This is a genomic window from Legionella rowbothamii, assembly GCF_900639985.1.
GTDB lineage: Bacteria > Pseudomonadota > Gammaproteobacteria > Legionellales > Legionellaceae > Legionella > Legionella rowbothamii.
Window position 1 is genome coordinate 1,139,430 of sequence record NZ_CAAAIM010000001.1, and the last position, 21,516, is coordinate 1,160,945.

A 21,516-nucleotide genomic window follows, 5' to 3' on the forward strand; every position below is an offset into this window, starting at 1 on the left:
TATCTCCTTACAGTGCTTTCTGTAATTGAGCGACCTTATCTAAACGTTCCCAAGGAAATTGCTCGCGGCCATAATGTCCATACGTTGCAGTTTCTCTATAAATTGGGCGTAATAAATCATGGTGTTCAATAATACCTTGAGGTGTTAAATCAAAATGAGCATGAATTAATTCAATAATTTCCTTATTGGCTAAACGACCGGTCCCAAAAGTTTCCACAAAAATAGAGGTAGGTTCTGCAACCCCAATAGCATAAGAAACCTGGATTTCACACTTATCCGCCAAGCCTGCAGCCACAATATTTTTGGCTACATAGCGCGCAGCATAAGCAGCAGAGCGATCAACTTTTGAGGGATCTTTACCTGAGAAACAACCTCCCCCATGTCTGGCGGTGCCACCATAAGTATCAACAATGATTTTACGTCCCGTTAAACCGCAATCCCCTAATGGGCCACCAATAACAAAACGGCCAGTGGGATTAATAAAATAACGAGTCTTATCGGTTAACCATTCTGCAGGTAATGTCGTTTTAATAATATCTTCACGCACCGCTTCTACCAAATCTTGATGGCTAACTTCTTCGGAGTGTTGAGTTGAAAATACTACCGTATCCACCTCAACCGGCATACCATGTTCATAGCGTAAGGTCACCTGACTTTTTGCATCCGGGCGTAACCAAGATAAATCACCTGACTTACGTAATTGCGCCTGTTTTTCCATCAAACGATGGGCATAAGCAATTGGTGCGGGCATATAGACATCAGTTTCACGGCTAGCATAGCCAAACATTATCCCTTGGTCGCCTGCTCCCTGAAGTTTGGTTGTGGTATTATCCACACCTTGAGCGATATCCGGTGATTGTTTACCGATTGCCGACAGCACCGCACAAGACTCCCAGTCAAAACCCATTTGGGAGCTATTATATCCAATATCCTTAACTACATTTCGCGTTACAGCCTCAACATCAACCCAAGCTTTAGTGGTAATTTCCCCACCAACTAGAACCATTCCTGTTTTAACAAAAACCTCACAAGCTACACGGGCCTTAGGGTCTTGTTCAAGAATAGCATCTAAGATCGCATCAGAAATCTGGTCTGCTATCTTATCTGGATGTCCTTCAGAAACCGATTCGGAAGTGAAGACAAAGCTTTCATTCATTGTAAATCCTCTTTAAGGGGTTACCCCATTAATTTAATAAACTCATTAAAGATTACTTCTATATCATGTGGTCCTGGGCTTGCTTCAGGATGCCCTTGAAAACCGAGTGCTGGTTTTTCTTTATGACGAATACCTTGCAAGGTTCCATCAAACAAAGAGCGATGAGTCACTGCCAAACATTCTGGCAGGCTGTTTTCATCCACCGTGAATCCATGATTTTGACTGGTAATAAATACCCGCTGGCTACCCTCAGTTTCAATAACTGGATGATTCGCTCCATGATGACCAAATTTCATTTTTTTGGTCACACCACCACATGCTAAAGCTAAAATTTGGAAGCCAAGGCAAATGCCAAATACAGGCACACCTTGTTTTAAAAATTCTTGAGTTGCTTTAATTGCATAGTCACAAGCTTGAGGGTCCCCAGGGCCATTCGATAAAAATATCCCATCTGGTTCCATTGCCAATACTTCTTCAGCCGAGGTTTGCGCTGGAACGACCGTAAGATGACATCCTTTATCATATAAAATGCGTAAAATATTGTGCTTTACACCAAAATCATAAGCGACTACGTGAAACTGTTGTGGGCGAGAGCCCTGTCCCCATTCTCCTTGCCCCTCATGCCAACGCTCTGTAGTTTTTCGGGAAACTTCCAGGGCCAAATCCATACCTTGCAACCCTGCAAATGATTTTGCCTTAGCAAGAACCTGTTCAGGATTACTTACATCAGTACTAATACAAGCACCTATTGCACCGTGTTCACGTAGTCTTAAGGTTAAATCGCGCGTATCAATCTCAGCAATAGCAACCACCCCATGCTTCTTAAGCCATTCACCAAGTGATTGCTCTGCGCGATAATTACTGTGGGTGAGGGAGTAATTCCTCATCACTAAACCAGCTGCCCAAACAGTATTAGACTCCATGTCCTCATAAGTACAACCGGTATTGCCTACATGAGCGGAAGTCAGGGTAATAATCTGGCGGGCGTAGGAGGGATCGCTAAGCATTTCCTGATAGCCAGTTAAAGAGGTATTAAAAACCAACTCACCAACACAGTCACCACTAGCGCCTATCGAAATACCTTCGTACACCGTTCCATCGGCTAACACTAAAATTGCTGGTTGATTCATCATGGACACACTCTAGGTTGTGTGCAATTCAATCAGCATAGTTTAAATCCTAAATCAAACTATGCTGATAAGCACAAAAATGTGCATAAATTACACATAAAAATAATGCGCCATTGTAACTTAATTAACTTAAAATTTCATGTCTTCAAAAAACTTTTTCACTCCTGCAAACCATGAGCTAGTACGCGGTGAATGATTTGCCTTAGCATTTTCTAAAGATTCTTGTAATTGCGTTAATAAGTCCTTCTGCTCACGAGAAAGATTAACCGGAGTTTCAACAACGACTTTACATAATAAATCGCCCTGACCATGTCCTCGTACCGACTTCATGCCCTTACTTCTTAAACGAAACACTTTGCCTGTTTGAGTTTCCTCAGGAATCTTTAATGTAACTCGGCCTTCAAGCGTAGGAACCTCAATGGAACCGCCTAATGCAGCAGTGATAAAGCTAATAGGAACCTCACAATGCAAATCATTATCTTGGCGTTCGAAAATTGCGTGTTTTTTAATATTAATTTGCACGTACAGGTCGCCAGGTCCGCCACCATATATTCCGGCCTCACCCTCACCAGTCAATCGTACCCGATCACCGTTATCAACCCCTGCAGGAATTTTAACTGTTAATTTCTTACTTTCACGAATACGACCTTGGCCATGACAGCTTGTACATGGATCGGTAACTACTCTACCCTCTCCATGGCAACTTGGGCAGGTTTGTTGAATTGAAAAAAAGCCTTGCTGAATGCGAACTTGCCCCATACCGTTACAGGTTTCACAAGTCTTTGGCTGAGTCCCTGGCTTGGCTCCAGAACCACTACAGGTGTTACATGAACCTTGTCTGGGCACAGTGATCTCAACATCTTTGCCTGTGGCCGCTTCTTCCAGTGTTAAGGTGATATTAAATTGTAAGTCCGCGCCATGTTGGCCACGCGATTGACGCCCTGCGCCACGGCCGCCAGAAAAAATGTTTTCAAAAATATCTTCGAAGACATCACCAAAACCACCAAAACCACCACCGCCGAAGCCGCCGCCTCCACGCGATGGATCAACTCCAGCATGACCAAATTGATCATAGGCCGCTCGTTTTTGTTGATCGGAAAGAATGCTATATGCATTTTGAATTTCTTTGAACTTTTCTTCTGCGGAGGAATCACCGGGATTGCGATCTGGATGGTACTTCATCGCCAGCTTTCGATATGCTTTTTTAATTTCTGCATCACTCGCCGTTCGACTTACTTCTAAAAGCTCATAATAATCCCGCTGTTCCATAACTACTACTCACATATATAGATAAAATTAGTTTTGATACCGTCTTGTAAAACGCAGTTTGGGCTTGTACGCCTCTGCCGATAAGGACAGCGCTTCACCGAATTCCCGCAGTCAACCCGCGACAATAGAAGAGAGGCCACTCCTTAAACTTTACGACTAACAAAAGCCGATAGCACCAGCAATAATCCCTATTCATTGCATTATAGCCATGAATAGGGATTATTGCTGGGCCTTTCGGCCCAATCAAGTTTTACTAAACCCTTTGAATAAAACGATTACTTCTTATCGTCCTTAACTTCTTCGAATTCAGCATCCACAACACCATCATCCGCTTTTGCAGATTCATGGGCATGTTCTTCCGGTGCGCCACCTTGTTGAGCTTGGCCTTCTGCTGATTTTTTAGCGTAAATGCGCTCTGCCATTTTCGCAGAAGCATCCGTTAAAGTTTTTACTTTCGCTTCAATTTCTGCTTTATCAGTACCTTGAACCGCTTCCTTTAATTCAGCAACTGCAGTTTCAATGCCTTTTTTCTCATCTTCAGAAAGTTCCTCAGCTAAATCTTTCATTGATTTCTCACAGCTGTGGATCAAGCTATCAGCCTGGTTACGAAGCTCTGCCACCTCTTTAAACTTCTTATCTTCTTCAGCATGGGATTGCGCATCTTTAACCATCGCTTCAACTTCTTCATCACTCAAACCACTTGAGGCTTTAATGACAATAGATTGCGCTTTGCCGGTTGCTTTATCTTTAGCAGAAACGTTAAGTATACCATTCGCGTCAATATCAAAAGTCACTTCAATTTGTGGCACGCCACGTGGTGCAGGAGGGATATCTCCCAAATCAAATCGGCCTAAAGATTTGTTCGCAGATGCTTGCTCACGCTCCCCTTGCAATACGTGTACAGTTACTGCAGTTTGGTTGTCATCCGCCGTCGAGAACACTTGGTTTGCTTTAGTAGGAATTGTCGTGTTTTTCTCGATAAGCTTGGTCATAATACCGCCCATTGTTTCAATACCTAAAGACAATGGAGTTACGTCTAGCAAAAGAATATCCTTCACTTCACCAGACAATACTGCTGCTTGAATTGCCGCACCCACAGCTACTGCTTCATCAGGATTCACGTCTTTACGTGGTTCTTTACCGAAGAACTCTTCCACAGTTTTTTGTACTAAAGGCATACGCGTCTGACCACCAACCAAAATAACTTCATTGATTTGTGATACAGTTAAGCCCGCATCTTTCAATGCTGTTTTACATGGTTCAATAGTACGCTCAACCAATTTCTCAACCAAGGATTCTAACTTCGCACGAGTTAATTTAATGTTTAAGTGTTTTGGCCCACTCGCATCTGCAGTAATGTAAGGCAAATTAACATCTGTTTGTTGTGCTGAAGACAATTCAATTTTTGCCTTTTCAGCAGCTTCTTTCAAACGTTGTAATGCTAATGGATCATTATGTAAGTCAATGCCTGAATCTTTTTTGAATTCTGCAGCTAAATAATCAATTAGTGCTAAGTCGAAGTCCTCACCACCAAGGAAAGTATCTCCATTCGTAGCTAATACTTCGAATTGGTGTTCACCATCAACCTCAGCAATTTCAATGATGGAAATATCAAAGGTACCACCACCAAGATCATATACAGCAATGATGGAATCACCACGTTTTTTGTCCATACCGTAAGCAAGAGCAGCTGCTGTAGGCTCGTTAATAATACGTTTTACTTCAAGACCGGCAATACGGCCCGCATCTTTAGTCGCTTGACGTTGTGAGTCGTTGAAATAAGCAGGTACAGTAATAACCGCTTCGTTCACTTCTTCACCTAAATAATCTTCTGCAGTCTTTTTCATTTTACGTAAAACTTCAGCAGAAATTTGTGGTGGCGCTTTATCTTGGCCTTGTACTTTAACCCAAGCATCGCCATTGTCTGCTTTGATGATTTTGTATGGAACCATCTTAATGTCTTTTTGTACTACGCCATCCTCAAAACGACGACCAATTAAACGCTTAATCGCGAATAAGGTTTTTTCAGGGTTTGTTACTGATTGGCGTTTTGCAGATTGACCAACTAAGATTTCACCGTCATCAGTGTAGGCAACAATTGAAGGGGTTGTACGATGACCTTCACTGTTATCAATAACACGAGGTTTATCACCTTCCATTACCGCGACACATGAGTTAGTAGTACCTAAGTCTATTCCAATAATCTTTGCCATTCTCTTCTTACTCCAAATTAATATTTTTCACTATGTGATGAAATTCATATGGGGTATATCCCTCTGATTTCAACCCAGTTCCTGAATTATTTTTTTGATACAATGACGCGGGCAGGTCTAATTACGCGATCATTAAGCTTGTAACCTTTCTGGAATACGGCAATAACTGTATTCGGTGCAACATCGGGGGCATCCTGCATAGTCATTGCTTCATGTTCTTGAGGATCAAAAGGCATCCCCATTGGATCAAGTTGCTGTACATCGAATTTCTGTAATACATCAACAAATAACTTCATCGTCAACTCAAGACCTTCACGCATTGCTACATCGTCCGCTTTAACAGCCAATTGAAGGGCTTGTTCTAAGCTATCAATAATCGGTAATAAAGCGCTGATTAGTTTTTCAGCCCCATATCGATGCGCATTAGCAATTTCACGTTCAGCACGACGGCGAACATTATCCAACTCAGCCATAGCACGCACGGACTTTTCCCAGTTTTCATGGGCTTTTTGCTCAGCAAGGGTTAATTGCTCACTTAATTCGTTATAATTCGCATGCTCCAAACCTTCCTCATGATGAACCGGCTCGTTAACATCACTTTGTTCTTCAGTAGGTTGCTCCTCGTGAGCTTGGTGTTCTTCTTTAAATTTATTCCAATCTTTTTTATCGTGTTTGCTCATCCAAATAACTCCTGACTAACCTGAACTATGCACATGGGGACAAGCGCTATAAATTTCAAGGGTTGGTTTTTAAATAAGTTACTTCGTTTAGAGCTATCTACTTTAGGTCTCCCAAAAACTAATAGATACCGCGGTAATGCGAGCTCATTGAGCATGGAGAAAATCGGAGCATTGAAGCCAGGATAGTGGAACTGTAAATCAATAAGGACGTGCTTACAGTTTACTAGCCAAGATATTAGAAATGTAGATAGGCCCTGTTGCAGTATGTGTCCATTTATTCCATACTTAGACACCGAAAAAGTCACTTGGATTTATTATGCAAAAATGGTCGCCAACTTCCTGGCTCCAGCGCTCCTATTTGCAAGCTGCAAACTATGCTGATGAAACACAGCTAAAAAAAGCTGTGGATCAATTGAGCCTGCTGCCACCACTGGTTACCAGTAGTGAAGTAAAACACTTAAAAAAAGAAATTGCCCGTGCAGGACGCGGAGAAGCGTTTATTCTTCAAGGTGGTGATTGTGCTGAATCATTTAATGATTGTCGCCCTGAGATTATTAGTAATAAGTTGAAAATCATGCTGCAAATGAGTTTAATCTTATTGCATGGCCTGCGCAAACCCATTATTCGTGTTGGTCGCATTGCAGGGCAATATGCGAAACCTCGTTCATCAGATTTTGAAACTATTGATGGGATTTCTTTACCCAGTTATCGTGGTGATTTGGTCAACTCACCAGAGTTTACCCCTGCAGCTAGGGAACCTAATCCTAATTTATTGCTTCAAGCGTACAGTTACTCAGGCATCACCCTGAATTTTATTCGTGCTTTATTGGATAGTGGTTTCGCGGATTTGAATCATCCTCAACGTTGGGATTTAAGCTTTGTAGAACATTCTCAACAAAAAGAAGAATATAAAACATTGGTTAATTCAATTAGTGATGCGTTAGATTTTCTGGAAACTATAGATGGTATTCAATCCAGCAATTTATCGAAGGTTGATTTTTATACCTCTCATGAAGCGCTTCATCTGCATTATGAACAAGCCCTGACTCGGCAATTAGAAGATGGCTTATGGTATAACTTATCCACGCATCTGCCCTGGATTGGCATGAGAACAGCTCAAGCAGACAGTGCTCACTTAGAATTCTTACGCGGTGTGCAAAATCCTTTAGGCATAAAAATTGGCCCTAGTGCTACGCCAGAGTGGTTGCAAGAAGTTCTCGAGATTGCAAATCCTAATCGAGAAGAAGGACGCCTTTTATTGTATACGCGTTTGGGCGCACAACAAATCGATCGTCTATTACCTCCGCTGATTGAAGCGGTGAAAAAAACCAACATTCCAGTGACCTGGTCTTGTGATCCGATGCATGGCAATACTGAAAGCACTGCAGATGGCATTAAAACACGTCATTTTGATAATATTCTTTTAGAATTACAACAAGCTCTGGAAATTCACCGTGGTATGGGCAGTTATCTAGGCGGGGTTCATTTTGAACTAACCGGAGATAATGTCACTGAGTGTATTGGTGGTGCTCGGGGTTTAGCAGCGCATGATCTAAAAACGGCTTATCATAGCTTGGTGGATCCTCGCTTAAACTATGAGCAATCGATTGAAATGGCCTTGCAGTTAAGTCGACAATTTCGAGGCTAATGATATTGTAGGTTGAGCCACGGGCCAACCTACAATTTATAATATAACCATTAAATTAAAAGTAATTCATCACCGATGATAAAAGGGGCTAAACTCATGCACTGCCTCAACCATCGCCGCCACATGTTCGGGTGGCACATCTGGCGTAATACCATGACCTAAATTAAATACATGCCCAGTACCATGCCCATAAGACGCTAATACCTTCTGGACCTGCTCACGAATACATTTCTCTGAACTTAACAAGACCGAAGGATCTAAGTTACCCTGCAAAGCCACTTTATCTCCAACTCTACGACGCGCCTCAGCCAAATCACAGGTCCAGTCTAATCCCAAAGCATCACAGCCTGTAACCAACATGCGCTCTAACCATTGTCCGCCCCCTTTGGTAAATAAGATAACCGGGACATCAGGATAATTAGCTTTCAGCTGCTGAATAATTTGCTGCATGTAAGCCAATGAAAACGACTGGTAATTTTCTGGCGTGAGTATTCCGCCCCAGGTGTCAAAAAGCATCACGGCATTCACACCTGCCTTGATTTGCTCTCCCAGATAGTCCGCTACAGATACAGCCAGTTTCTGCAATAAAAGATGGGCGGCTTCGCTTTCAGTGTAAATCAACTTTAAAATACGCTTGAAATCTCTAGTACTCTGCCCTTCAACCATATAACAGGCTAAAGTCCATGGACTACCTGCAAAACCAATGAGAGGAAGTTCCAGGGGCATCTCTTTACGAATTAAACTCACTGCATTCATCACATAAGCCAACGATTCAGTAGTTTCAGGTACTTGCAACTTTTTAATCGCTTCAAGATCTCGCACGGGATGCTGAAAACAAGGCCCCTCGCCTTCAGCAAAATACAAACCCAAACCCATAGCATCAGGAATAGTTAAAATATCAGAAAATAAAATCGCCGCATCCATCGCATACCGTCGCAATGGTTGTAAGGTTACTTCACACGCTAATTCTGGGTTCTTGCAAAGACTTAAAAAATCACCTGCCTGGGCTCGTGTTTTGCGGTATTCTGGTAAATAACGACCCGCTTGACGCATCATCCATATAGGTGTTCTTTCAACGGGTTGACGTCTTAACGCTCGGAGAAATAAAGATTGGTTTAGATCATACATAGTGCAACCCCAGGATAAAAATGTGCTTATATTACCATAAGCAATACAAATCAGGCTTAATTAAGAAGGAAATTTTAGGTAAAATCATTACAAACAAAATAATGTAGGAAACAGATTGGATACCTTACAGATTAAAAACTTAAAAGCAAATACCCGCATTGGCGTATACGCCTGGGAACAACATATTATACAACAATTACTTATCGATATTAGTATTGATACCGACTTAAGCTCATGCCAAGAAGACCTTAATAAAACAATTGATTATGCAGCTCTTTGTGAAACAGTGACACAATTTGTGGAGTCGAGAGCATTTCAACTTATTGAAACAGTGGCTAATGAAGTGGCTCGGTTAATTCAAGAAAATTTTAAGGTAACCCAGCTTATTGTAGGTGTTAGTAAACCTCATGCGATAAAAAATGCGGATAATATTCAAGTCATTGTGCGTCGTTAAGCCTCTTTAAATTGAGTTCATAAAAAGTAAAAAAATACACATTAATGCCTAATAATGATACTATCGCCCCCCTATTTGTTTGAAGAGAATAGTTGTGTTTACATTTTTTGTTGGCGGTATTATCGTTTTAGGTAAAATCTTATTAGGCTTAGCACTTACAGGAATTTCTCTTGCAATCATGGCCATGATTGCAAATGCTATATTTTCCAAGCAATTACCTCCTCGTCAAAGAATTCAGCTCACCGATGGACGGATCATGGAAGGCCCGGATAAAATACTCGGCGAAGGAGCATTTGGAGCGGTACATCAATATCAACTCGAAAATAAACCTGTAGCAGTTAAAATGCCCAAAGATGCTAAATATGAGGCACTGCAAAAACATGAGCTTATCTTATTAAAAAAAGCAAATCCTCATGCACAAATCATTAGTTTAATAGCAGAAGCGCGAGTAAATCATACAACATGGATCATTACAGAGTTTATGCGTGGTTCGCTGCGTGACTTACTAGATAACCTCCCCAACTTATCCTGGAAAACCAAATTATCCATTGCGATTCAAATTGTAACAGGAGTGATGCATTTGCATAATCTATCGCAAGGCATATTTGAAAAAGAGGTGATTGTTCATCAAGATTTAAAGCCAGAAAATATTCTGGTTGATCGATTTGAAAACACACCTGATATTAAAGCCAAAATTGGTGATTTTGGCATTGCTAAAGAAGTTCATGCACTTACTATTCCTATTTTAGGCACGACCATTGCTTCCGGTGTGGTACGAGGCGCAGAAGGCGGCACCCTGAACTATGCTGCCCCAGAAACTGCAAAAGCATTAATTAAAGGTAAAGGAACTTCAGGCCCTAAATGTGATATTTTTAGTATAGGCATTATCTTATGGGAGCTTGCTACGGGTCGTAAGCCACATAGAACTGAAGATGAAGTCTTAGCGGGTAGATTTGATGAATTTGTGGAGGAAGAACAGCAACATCGCCGCCCCCATACTAAAAAATCGTTTTTTGGTTCTGTTACACAAACAACGACGCCAACCTACCCTCAATGTGGTTTTTTTGGACCACTCATTAAATCATGCATTGCTCCAAAACCGGAAAAACGCAATACAGCAATAGAATTACTACACAAGTTAGAACAATTGTCGATTTAAAGAATCAATCGCGATGTTAGTCCGTATTAAACAAGCGTAATACGGAACTACATCAGGATTATAAATCCCTAACCTGCAGTAACCATTCCACGTAAACGTGAGTTTCGCGCTAAATCTCCTTGCGCTCGTTGTGCTAAGGAGCGATTCGGATACGGCCCAACCACAACCCGGTACCAAATTCCTCTCGTAGCATGATTAATTGGAATAACGCTCACATTAAACCCTTTAAGCGTTAAGATTCCCTTCATTTGCTCCGCATCGTGGCGTGCCTTAAAGGCTGCAACCTGCACTGAAAAAGAGCCTCTGCTAGCAGCGGGCGCTACAGGACGTACTTCAGCAACGCGGGCGGATGCAGGCACCTGCACTTTAGCAATCGCAGGCTTTGGCGCCGTTGCAGTTAATGTAGTGGCAGCTACCGCGGTTTGTGCCGTTGTAGCGCTCCCATTAGGCGCAGCCGCGGCAGTAGCTGTTGCAGCAGTCGTCGTGGCCGCAGGACGAGCTGCCGCGGCATTGTTTGCTACTTGTTGCGAATTAGGAGTCTTTTCATTGGTCAATAGAGTATAGAACTCAAACTTCGGTTTAGGAGGAATTGCAGCCTGGCGTCCAGGCTGAGGCTTTGGGGCTTCTTTGCGGGCCTCATGATGAGCCAAAACCTGAGAATTAACCCAATGGCTAATGGCATCAACATCAAAAACAGTCGCAGTAAAGTAACCTAGCAAAAAACACACCGCCATTACTAAAATCTGTTGTGGCGCACTAGTGTGCGCACGCCCAGACCGCTTAGTGCTATATTCTCTTCCCATTACATACTCTCAGGAGCGGATACGCCCAATAATTCCAAGCCATTGTTTAATACCTGACGGACGGCTTCTAGCAAACATAAACGTGCATAGCGTAATTGCTCATGCTCACATAAAAGTTGTACCGCATTATAATAGCTATGTAATCCGTTAGCCAATTCACGTAAGTAGTAAGCAATTTGATGGGGCTCACATTGAATGGCGGACTGTTCTACAATCTCAGTATAACGACCAATTAATGCAATCAATGCCGCTTCATGAGGCTGATCTAATAAATTAATATTTTCCAGCCCTACTGCTTTATCCCAAGATAAGCCACGTTCGTTTAATTGTCTTAGTACGGAGCAAATACGTGCATGAGCGTACTGAATGTAGTATACCGGATTATCACTGGACTCTGACTTTGCTAAATCCAAATCGAAATCCATATGTTGTTCTGATTTTCGCGCTACATAAAAGAAACGCGCGGCATCATTGCCCACCTCATCACGGAGCTCTCGTAAGGTAACAAACGAGCCGCTACGAGTAGACATTTGCACCCGATCACCGCCTCGATAAAGGATCGCGAACTGAACCAACAGTACTGTCAAGGCATTTTCGTCATGGCCCAGAGCGCTCACTGCAGAACGTAAACGAGTTACATATCCATGATGATCCGCACCGAAAATATTAATTACTCGGTCATAACCCCGATCATATTTATTCCAATGATAAGCTACATCCGAAGCAAAATAAGTTTTTTGTCCGTTAGCACGTACAAGTACTCTGTCTTTCTCATCGCCAAATTCAGTTGCCTTAAACCATAAAGCTCCTTCCTGTTCAAAGGTATGCCCCGCATCTTTAAGTGCCTGAATTCCTTTTTCTATAGAACCATCTTCAAATAAAGACTGTTCCGAAAACCAATTGGTGTAGTGAACGCCAAATTCAGTCAAATCATCTTTAATGTCATCTAAAACCGTATTCAATGCATGTTGATGAAACAAAGCAAAGGCATCTTTTCCTATTAAGGAGGCAGCTCGTTCGATCATCGCATCAATATAAATTTCTTTATCGCCACCTTGTGGTTCATCTGCTGGCATGCCTTCAAGCACTTCAGCCCATGGGCGTACAAATTGCTTACCATGCTTTGACCATAGAATTTCAGCGATTTCAATAACATACTCGCCTTTATAAGCATTCGCAGGAAAAACAACAGGCTCAGCAGCTAACTCTAAGTATCTTAACCAAACACTGACAGCTAAAATATTCATTTGCCGTCCTGCATCATTAACGTAATACTCTGCGCTAACCTCATACCCGGCAGCACTTAAAACATTACATAAGGTGGCTCCAAAAGCGGCACTACGTCCATGCCCCACATGCAAGGGACCCGTAGGGTTTGCAGAAACAAACTCGACCAGAACTTTTTGATTTTGACCAATAGTACTACGGCCAAACTCACTAGCCTGGGTTAAAACCTGAGTAATAATTTTTGAACGCGCATCGTTACGGAGGAAGAAATTAATAAAACCGGCACCAGCAATTTCTACCTTTTCTATAGAAGCATCTTCAGGTAAAGCTCCAACTAAAAGCTCTGCAATTTTACGAGGGGCCAGGCGCCAGGGTTTCGCTAATGTCAAAGCCAGATTACTGGCATAATCACCGTGAGCTGAATCTTTAGAACGATCCACTTTAATATCTACGTTCAATTCAGCAGGGACTTCTCCTGATTGTTGCAAATTGGCTAAAGCCTGTCTTAAAAGATGCTCTACAGTTTGTTTCATGCGACTTATTTTCCATCAAAAAAATGATGGCTATTATGCTCTTTTTCGTGCCAGATGAAAAGGTTTTAAATGAACCGCCCTTGGCTCGTGATTAACCCCAAAAATCAAAATAAAGGTCCATTTGGTCAAAATAAAATTCATCAATCAGCAAATTATCTCCATTTTTAATAAAATTTGCGCTAAGTTCTTTGCTTATTAATATTCCCTTAATAAGTTTTTGTTAGGATTCAGTACTAAATATTTAAACCGAGAATCAAAATGAGACGTTCTCTATCTGAGTTAATATGTGATGATTTGGCTGAACTAGCCAATCACGAGTCCGATTATATCGCCAGTGAAGAGGCAATACACTTCATGAAGGCTCTATATAATAAAAATAAGGAACTGAATATACACTTAATCCATAAAGATCAGTTCTCGAATTTTCTTAAAAACCATCCCTTGATGACGACGCCAGGTCATTATCAATTTATTATTGAGGTGGGTGAACGAAGTAAATTAAAACAACGAACCCCTGATACTATCCATTATTGTGCCGTAGATCTGTTTATCCGTTCCGGCAAGACACCTTTAGCTTTTGTCGGCGATCATTACCGTGGTCATAACGGTTACTATTCTGAATTTGAGAGTCTTGCAAAGGCACTTGGTGTCCAGTTTATCGTTGTAGGTGGCGCGACTTATCAAGCAGATAGTGTGCATTGCCCCATATTTTCTTTACAACACTTATTACTCACTGCAGAAGATGAGAACATTCTTCCATTATTGGAAGAAAAAACGAACAACTCAACTGCTGATGTAACCTACCTAGGCTGGGCTGAATTATCCCCCATGTATATGGTCTATTCACAAAGTGTTAATACGTTATTTAATTATGTTAGAGATGTTAAACAAAAAGAAGACAAGCCTGAAGAACTGAATAGCACCCTGCTTGCTGGCTCCAAATTCGCCCAATCTTTACAAGAAACCTTATATCCTCTACCTCAAAAAGGTGCCAATCAGGGTAAAATCCGTAATAAGGCGATAAAATATCTTGCTGCACATCATGCCGGAATCGCCGTTAAAGAGCTCGAATCAGAGGCTGTGTTTAATACTGAGGCACTTATTAATATATGTTACAAAGAGCGCTATCCACTAGTTCATGAGCTACTTTTCGCCGCATTAGAGATAGAAAAAGATTATCCTTTTGCAACAGAGTTTGGTATAAACAACTCGCACCCTCTTTTTGAGTTGGCTTTTTATCAAGCCCATATTATGGAGGGTTTATTAAAAACTCCAGATTTTAAAACAATATTTACTGATAAAAATCTTTTGATATTAATGCAAAAAGGACTACTCAATCCTACAGCTGTGTTTAATGCTTTAATTGAAAAAGGACATCATTTAGGTGTAAATAAATCAGCGTGTCGTGTTGTTGTATCAAATTTAATTTTCTTGGCGACTATAGTAAAGCATGAACTTGATGATAAGCTAAATATCTCTTCTGATAATCTGGTTCAGCTATTAACTGCTGGAAAAACAAAAAGCTTTTTCCAAAATAAAGCATTGAGTGTTTTATTTGAGAAAGGCCTAATCTCTCTAGAGTTATTGCCACTCATTTCCCCCCACCAAGTCGATGTCAAGTTTCTGGCAACACTGGAGCGTGATGAAGACAAACGTGAATATTTGCGCCAACAATTTATACCAATGATTCCAGTAAGTAATTCCGATGAAGCTGAGGATGATATTGGAGTAGACGACTCAGAGAACCTGGATGATTTATTTGCTGTTCCTGAAGTGCAACCAATTACTACTGCTCCAAGCCTGGCTACAAAACCTCAGCTACATATTGGACTTTTAGTGCAATCGATGAGTAACTCTATTTTTGCCCCCCCTCCTGAAGAAGATAATTGTAATGAGACGATTCATACGGCTAGCCAAAAAGTGTAATTTCCTCTTTAATAAATTCTTAGGGAGCTTGCTGCCTCTTAGGGGCTTCAGCATAAAGTTGGCTTTCAATCGCTTCTGCAGCCTCTTCAGGGGTTGCATAGCCTTTGCTGTTACTGGCAGCCAAGCCAGCCCCCAAGCTGGCATTAAAAACAACGGGGTCCCCTTCTTTATTTAATTTTTTTGCATGGCTGCACGCCGTTAATGCACTTTTTGTGGCCTCGGATGCTAACTCAGGCTTAAGTCTCCCATATCGAATATAGGCCTCAGCCAACATCAAATAAGCATAGGCTCTGTAAAAAGGTAAGAATTCTTTAATAGCTCTTATTAGCCCTTCTATTTTCCTTGGGGTTACTGCCATATCCAATTGTTCATTTTCATTATCCAGGCGTTCATAAAGAGAAAAACAATAACGCTGCAAAGCATGAATGGAACCGTATTTAGTTGCTGTCACCAAATAAGCGTTCTCAATGGAGGGCGTGTCTCTAAAAGCCCGCGACTTGTTATAAAGATAAACACCTAAAAATAAATCAAAGACATTTTTACATGGCTGATCAAAAAATGCGCGATTAGGGTCACCAGTAATTATTACACCAAAGGTACTCCAGCAACTTTCCCAGGTTGAATTAAATCGTTGGTCAAGACAAATTTCCCGGAATATAATCTCGTTAGAGCTTAATTTAACAATAAAATCAAATTGATTTTGGCAAATTAAATCTTCAACTGTACTAATTTTATCCTCAATAGACATCGCTATAAACTCATTTAAAAAAATGCGTTCTAGCGCGTTTAAGGCTAAATAATCATTTAAAGAAACAACTTTTTTTTGAAAGAACACTTTGACGAATCCTTGTGCTAAATACTATTATTGTAAATTTTTTGAGCAATTATAGCAAGTAAAAAATTAAGCTTTCTTTCTGAATCTGTGTCATAAACCTAGAATTCAGGTTAAACTGGCCCCTAAAATTTTTTACTCCAATTAATTATTGTGCTATCCAACCCTTGCGACTCATTATCAGGTGTCGGCCCTGCGCTGGCAGCCAAATTGACGAAATGCGGCATCTATACCGTGCAGGATTTGCTTTTTCATTTACCTTATAAGTATCAAGACCGCACCCGAATTACCCCCATCCAAGATTTACGGCCTAATGATTGGGCAGTTATTACCGGACGAGTATGTAAAACGGAAGTAAAATTGGGTAAACGCTCCATGTTACATTGCTATGTTGATGATCAATCGGGGATAATTAAGCTACAGTTTTTTCATTTTAACAAACAGCAAATCACCAATTTAAACAATAACGCCATGATTCATGCTTTTGGGGAGGTACGTGAATTCAATGGTCAGTTAACAATGACGCATCCAGAATATCAATTGCTGGATGAAAATGAAGAATGCACCGTCAATGAAACCTTAACCCCTATTTATCCTTCAACTCAAGGCTTAAGCCAGGCCCGAATTAGGCAAATTGTGCAGATTGCTCTGAACCAATGCACGCAAGAATTGCAACAATTAGAATGGATGGATGAGGCCTTATTGCAGACGCATTGTTTTTATCCCTTAGCCGAAGCAATTAACTTATTACATAATCCCCCTCCAGATATTTCTGTTCAATCCCTTGAAGAAGGAAAGCACCCAGCTCTAAAACGCTTAGTTTTTGATGAATTGTTGGCCCAACGCCTTAGCATGCAATTTGCTCGCGAGTCACGTAAGGCCTTGCATGCTATCCCTTTACCAGTGAATAGCGTCTTAAGCCAACGATTTATTGATTCGCTACCTTTTCCTCTTACTCAGGCGCAGCAACGCGTTGTACAGGAAATCAGCCAAGACTTGACGCAAAACAAACCCATGTTACGTTTAGTACAGGGCGATGTCGGTGCAGGAAAAACAATTGTGGCAGCACTGGCAGCGCTGCAGGCTGTAGCTAATAACCAACAGGTAGCCTTTATGGCTCCTACTGATTTATTAAGCGAACAACATGCAAATAATCTGATTAAATGGCTTGAACCTTTAGGCATCACGATTTACAGGTTAAGTGGTAAGATGAAAATTGGGGAGCGTCGCAAGTCTTTTGCAGCCTTAGCCAATGGCAGTTGCCAACTGATTATTGGTACTCATGCTCTATTTCAAGAGGAAGTCACTTTTGCGCGTTTAGGGCTAGTTATTATTGACGAACAACATCGATTTGGTGTCGAGCAACGCTTGTCATTGCAACAAAAAGGACAACAGGATCAACTCATTCCCCATCAATTATTAATGACTGCGACCCCGATTCCCCGAACCCTATCCATGACTCATTTTGCCCACTTAGATAGTTCGATTATTGATGAACTACCACCAGGACGCATTCCAGTCGCTACCGCCGTCTTAAGTCAGAATAAACGTGAAACCATTATTGAACGTTTACACATTGCCATCGCTGATGGGCGTCAAGTGTATTGGGTCTGCACTCTTATTGAAGAGTCAGAAAAACTTCAATGTATGGCTGCAACCGAAACAGCTGAAAACCTACAGATTCAACTTCCTAATGCACGAGTGGGCTTAGTACATGGGCGAATGAAGGCTATTGAAAAGGATGCAACCATGGCTGCCTTTAAAGCAGGTGAAATTAATTTATTAGTTGCAACCACCGTTATTGAAGTGGGGGTTGATGTGCCCAATGCCAGTTTAATGATTATTGAAAATGCTGAGCGTTTAGGCTTATCGCAATTACATCAGTTACGTGGACGTGTTGGTAGAGGAAGCACTCAATCGCATTGTATTTTATTGTATCAATCGCCTCTATCGCCTCAAGGAGCGGAACGTTTAAAAATCATGCGCGCAACCAATGACGGATTTATTATTGCAGAAAAAGATATGGAATTACGTGGTGCAGGAGAAGTCTTAGGCACCCGACAAACTGGATACCGCCAATTTAAAATTGCCGATCTCAATCGTGATCGCGAATTATTAGCGCTTTTACCTCCCATAGCTAAACATTTAGTACTAAATGCACCAGTCACCGCAAAAATGATTACCCAACGTTGGTTAGGTAATTTCGAACAATTTCTGCAAGGCTGATTCATATTTCAAAAATATTTTAAAAAAATGCCAAGTCAAGACTGTTTTTTATTTTTTTCTTTGTTAATATACCCAACCCCGATTTCCATACCTAGCAAATCTTTCTGTGGATATCTCTTCTTCGCCCTGCGAGTAATAAAGAAACATCTTCTATAATAAACACCATAAAACCCTTATTTTACTAGGCCCGTACATCCTTTGTTTGTCTTAAACGTTAAAAAACTTATCCACAAATTCTGTGGATAAGTCTGTGTATAGGGTGTAAAACAACGTGTATAGAACAATGGTTTTTAAATTTTAATACAAAATAATTGCTAACCATGTTTAAATAACTACAGACAAAAAAAAGACCCCTCTATGACTCAACAAGATAGATACTGGCAAGCTAAAAAAGTTACCCTTATAGGCGGTATTTCTAACGCACTCTTAGGCGTAATTAAGTTAATCGGTGGCACCTTATTTCATTCTCATGCACTCATCGCAGATGGATTGCATTCTTTTTCTGATCTCATTGCCGATGGGATGGTATTATTAGCCTCCAAATACGGTAGCCTTGATGCAGACGATACCCATCCTTACGGCCATCAGCGTATTGAAACTGCAGCAACGTTCCTATTGTCTTTATTACTTATTCTTGCAGGAGTGGGCATTGCCTGGGATTCTGTATACGAACTAATACATACAAGCTACACAATGCCACAATGGCTGTCTTTACCGGTAATATGCGTTTCTATTGTGGCAAACGAAGCCTTATTTCATTACACCTTACACGTAGGCAAACGCATTAGCTCTAAATTAATCATTGCCAACGCCTGGCATCATCGCACTGATTCTGCCTCCTCAATGGTGGTATTAATTGGACTCATAGGGAGCTTAGCAGGCTACGCTTATCTCGACACAGTAGCTGCCATTATTGTGGCTCTAATGATCGCCAAAATGGGCTGGGATTATGGTTGGCACAGCATTAAAGAACTGGTCGATACCGCAGTAAGTCCTGGGCTCTTAGCTCAAATTGAACAAGTGATTCAAAATGTACCTGGAGTAGAAAAAATCCATCAATTGCGTAGTCGTTTTATGGGTGAAAATGTGCTCATCGACGTCCATATTTTAGTTTCCCCAAAAATATCAGTCTCCGAGGGACATTACATCGCACAACATGTACACCAGGCGCTCGTTAACCAAATTGATAGTGTGACTGATGTTATTGTCCATGTTGATCCTGAGGATGATGAAATCTCAAGCCCTTCGCTGCACTTACCAAGCCGTAAAGTAATTTATGAGCAATTGCTCATTGAGGTACATCTTAATTTTCCACAGATACTCTTTTGGAACCTACATTATTTGGATGGCAAAATCAGCATTGATATCGTTTGCAAAGAACATTTTACCCAATGGAACGAATTACACGAACAAGTAATTTTGGCATTGAAATTACAATCAGATATTAAAGAGATCCGGTTGTTTAGTTTGCATGAAATCATGCAGCAGGAATAACTTTAATAAGTTTTCCTTACCTAATAAAGCTCTCGAAATAGCACACAAAGATCGCCATTTGCCTTAGTTTTTCTTACCAAGATTTCCGCTCACCATGACTTGACCGCTTTGTCCATAGGTGCATCAGGATATCTCGTTCAAGCTGTGGCAATATGGTATTCCCTTCCCGCTCTATATTTACGTGACCTCCAGTCTTTTTTTAGGTAAAATATGCCCCCAAAACTTTACGATATCAACCGATAGGCATGATTCATGTTCTCTGCTACCAGTTTAAAAATAATCTTTGCATGCTCCATTTTCGTCGTAATTTTGCTGGCAGGCTGGTATCCCTTTAAAAAACGCATTAAAGACGATAAGCATATTGATTTTCCAGTTGGAGAAACTTTGGCTACGGGTGTATTTTTAGGCGCAGCCTTACTGCATATGCTACCAGAAGCGAACTCCATGTTTAAAACCATGGGTTATAACTATCCCTTTGCCTTCATTATTACTGGAGCCGTCTTTCTAATTTTCCTGTGGTTTGAACATTTAGGTAAAGAGCTCTACCATCACCATAATGCAGAACATCCTGCCTTTGCCTTATTAGCTTGGGGAATGCTCTCCGTTCATTCCATCATGCTTGGTGCTGCTTTGGGTTTGGCTCATTATAACTCCGTGATTATTATGCTTTTTTTAGCAATTATTACTCACAAGTGGGCGGAGAGTTTCGCTATTGCAGTGCAACTGAATAAAAGTTCAATGACGATGAATCAAAACCTGATCTTCTTTATCCTGTTTAGTTTCATGACCCCTTTAGGAATTTATTTTGGCTGGTATTTTGGCCATGGAGTAGAAACAAACTCCATTTTTGATCCTATTTTAATGGCGGCTTCTGCAGGAACCTTCCTTTATTTAGGCACTCTACATGGTTTAGAGCGCTGCGTTATGGTAGAGCGTTGTTGCAATCTAAGGGATTTTAGTTTTGTAATCATTGGGTTCTCATTAATGGCTACGGTCGCTATTTATGTCTAAATTTTTACGACAGCAACCGATAATCCTTGCTTCTAATTCCAGCATACGCAGTAAATTGCTGCAATCGCTGGGATTGGAGTTTACGATTATCCCCTCTCATTGTGATGAAGACACACTTAAAGAATCTTTTGGCAGCCTAAATACGATCGAGTTAGGCTATGTACTTGCTGCTCACAAAGCACTGGAGGTAAGCCAACGTTATCCAGAACATTTTGTTATTGCTGCCGATCAATTATGTTTACTTGGCGAAGTCTTGCTAAATAAACCACTTAATCATCAAACAGCAATTGAGCAGTTAAGTCTTTTAAGCGGCCAAAATCATCAGCAAATTTCCTGTCTTTGCATTGCAAAAAATAAACAAATTCTTTGGCAACATCATGAAATAAGCGATTTAACTATGTACCAGTTAAGCAAACAAACCATTGAAGCCTACCTCGTGAGCGAAAAGCCTTATCATAGCTGCGGCTCGTATCACTATGAAGCCCAAGGCAAATGGTTATTTCAAGAAGTAAAAGGAAATGAAGACACGATTCTTGGACTTCCTTTATTTCCGTTAGCGCAGGCGTTGAAAAAATTAGGTGCTGTACATTTTTAAGGTATGTTTTCAAAAAGCTGAGGTCATTGGGA

At 41.0% G+C, this 21,516-nt stretch carries 17 protein-coding genes; 8 read left to right on the forward strand and 9 right to left on the reverse strand.

Annotated features, from left to right (window positions below):
- Nucleotides 1–7: 7 nt before the first annotated feature.
- The 5 genes from metK to grpE form a co-directional block, all read right to left on the reverse strand.
- The gene (gene metK / locus E1P08_RS04795) at nucleotides 8–1,156 is read right to left on the reverse strand and encodes a methionine adenosyltransferase (RefSeq protein ID WP_133135848.1); all 1,149 of its coding nucleotides are present in this window, start codon (nucleotides 1,154–1,156) and stop codon (nucleotides 8–10) included.
- A gap of 20 nt (nucleotides 1,157–1,176) precedes the next feature.
- Complete coding sequence (carA, locus tag E1P08_RS04800) at nucleotides 1,177–2,289, reverse strand: glutamine-hydrolyzing carbamoyl-phosphate synthase small subunit (protein ID WP_133135849.1); 1,113 nt, start codon at nucleotides 2,287–2,289, stop codon at nucleotides 1,177–1,179.
- A gap of 126 nt (nucleotides 2,290–2,415) precedes the next feature.
- Nucleotides 2,416–3,555: a molecular chaperone DnaJ gene (dnaJ, locus tag E1P08_RS04805; RefSeq protein WP_133135850.1), complete on the reverse strand. Its 1,140-nt coding sequence runs from the start codon at nucleotides 3,553–3,555 to the stop codon at nucleotides 2,416–2,418.
- Nucleotides 3,556–3,830: 275 nt separating this feature from the next.
- On the reverse strand, nucleotides 3,831–5,768 hold the full coding sequence (dnaK, locus tag E1P08_RS04810) for a molecular chaperone DnaK (protein WP_133135851.1): 1,938 nt from the start codon (nucleotides 5,766–5,768) through the stop codon (nucleotides 3,831–3,833).
- An 86-nt stretch (nucleotides 5,769–5,854) separates the two neighbouring features.
- The gene (grpE, locus tag E1P08_RS04815; RefSeq protein ID WP_133135852.1) at nucleotides 5,855–6,448 is read right to left on the reverse strand and encodes a nucleotide exchange factor GrpE; all 594 of its coding nucleotides are present in this window, start codon (nucleotides 6,446–6,448) and stop codon (nucleotides 5,855–5,857) included.
- 316 nt (nucleotides 6,449–6,764) lie between these two features.
- On the opposite strand from grpE, the gene E1P08_RS04820 reads away from it, so the two are divergent.
- Complete coding sequence (locus tag E1P08_RS04820) at nucleotides 6,765–8,096, forward strand: 3-deoxy-7-phosphoheptulonate synthase class II (RefSeq protein ID WP_133135853.1); 1,332 nt, start codon at nucleotides 6,765–6,767, stop codon at nucleotides 8,094–8,096.
- 69 nt (nucleotides 8,097–8,165) lie between these two features.
- Here E1P08_RS04820 and hemE read toward each other — a convergent pair whose 3' ends face one another.
- Nucleotides 8,166–9,224, reverse strand: coding sequence for a uroporphyrinogen decarboxylase (gene hemE, locus E1P08_RS04825; RefSeq protein WP_133135854.1), 1,059 nt, complete (start codon nucleotides 9,222–9,224; stop codon nucleotides 8,166–8,168).
- A gap of 115 nt (nucleotides 9,225–9,339) precedes the next feature.
- Here hemE and folB point away from each other — a divergent pair, with 115 nt between their 5' ends.
- Complete coding sequence (gene folB, locus E1P08_RS04830; protein WP_133135855.1) at nucleotides 9,340–9,678, forward strand: dihydroneopterin aldolase; 339 nt, start codon at nucleotides 9,340–9,342, stop codon at nucleotides 9,676–9,678.
- A gap of 94 nt (nucleotides 9,679–9,772) precedes the next feature.
- Nucleotides 9,773–10,837, forward strand: a complete 1,065-nt coding sequence (locus tag E1P08_RS04835) for a protein kinase domain-containing protein (RefSeq protein ID WP_133135856.1) — start codon at nucleotides 9,773–9,775, stop codon at nucleotides 10,835–10,837.
- A gap of 68 nt (nucleotides 10,838–10,905) precedes the next feature.
- On the opposite strand, the gene E1P08_RS04840 is transcribed toward E1P08_RS04835, so the two are convergent.
- A complete protein-coding gene (locus E1P08_RS04840; protein ID WP_133135857.1) occupies nucleotides 10,906–11,640 on the reverse strand; it encodes an SPOR domain-containing protein in 735 nt (244 codons plus the stop codon).
- On the reverse strand, nucleotides 11,640–13,400 hold the full coding sequence (argS, locus tag E1P08_RS04845) for an arginine--tRNA ligase (protein WP_165485083.1): 1,761 nt from the start codon (nucleotides 13,398–13,400) through the stop codon (nucleotides 11,640–11,642). The genes E1P08_RS04840 and argS overlap by 1 nt, the downstream gene beginning before the upstream one ends.
- Before the next feature lie 258 nt (nucleotides 13,401–13,658).
- Between argS and E1P08_RS04850 the strand changes: the two genes are divergently transcribed.
- A complete protein-coding gene (locus tag E1P08_RS04850; protein WP_133135859.1) occupies nucleotides 13,659–15,326 on the forward strand; it encodes a YopJ family acetyltransferase in 1,668 nt (555 codons plus the stop codon).
- 19 nt (nucleotides 15,327–15,345) lie between these two features.
- Here the strand turns inward: E1P08_RS04850 and E1P08_RS04855 are convergent, their stop codons facing one another.
- Complete coding sequence (locus E1P08_RS04855) at nucleotides 15,346–16,161, reverse strand: DUF5630 domain-containing protein (RefSeq protein WP_133135860.1); 816 nt, start codon at nucleotides 16,159–16,161, stop codon at nucleotides 15,346–15,348.
- Between the two features lie 150 nt (nucleotides 16,162–16,311).
- On the opposite strand from E1P08_RS04855, the gene recG reads away from it, so the two are divergent.
- The 4 genes from recG to E1P08_RS04875 all read left to right on the forward strand — a co-directional run bounded on the left by recG (nucleotide 16,312) and on the right by E1P08_RS04875 (nucleotide 21,484).
- Nucleotides 16,312–18,384, forward strand: coding sequence for an ATP-dependent DNA helicase RecG (gene recG / locus E1P08_RS04860; RefSeq protein ID WP_133135861.1), 2,073 nt, complete (start codon nucleotides 16,312–16,314; stop codon nucleotides 18,382–18,384).
- A gap of 357 nt (nucleotides 18,385–18,741) precedes the next feature.
- Entirely contained in the window at nucleotides 18,742–19,878 is a 1,137-nt protein-coding gene (locus E1P08_RS04865; protein ID WP_133135862.1) for a cation diffusion facilitator family transporter, read from the forward strand.
- Between the two features lie 252 nt (nucleotides 19,879–20,130).
- Nucleotides 20,131–20,889 carry a ZIP family metal transporter gene (locus E1P08_RS04870; RefSeq protein ID WP_133135863.1) on the forward strand — a complete coding sequence of 253 codons (759 nt, stop codon included), beginning with the start codon at nucleotides 20,131–20,133 and terminating at the stop codon, nucleotides 20,887–20,889.
- Nucleotides 20,882–21,484: a Maf family protein gene (locus tag E1P08_RS04875; protein ID WP_133135864.1), complete on the forward strand. Its 603-nt coding sequence runs from the start codon at nucleotides 20,882–20,884 to the stop codon at nucleotides 21,482–21,484. The genes E1P08_RS04870 and E1P08_RS04875 overlap by 8 nt, the downstream gene beginning before the upstream one ends.
- The last annotated feature ends 32 nt before the right edge of the window (nucleotides 21,485–21,516 follow it).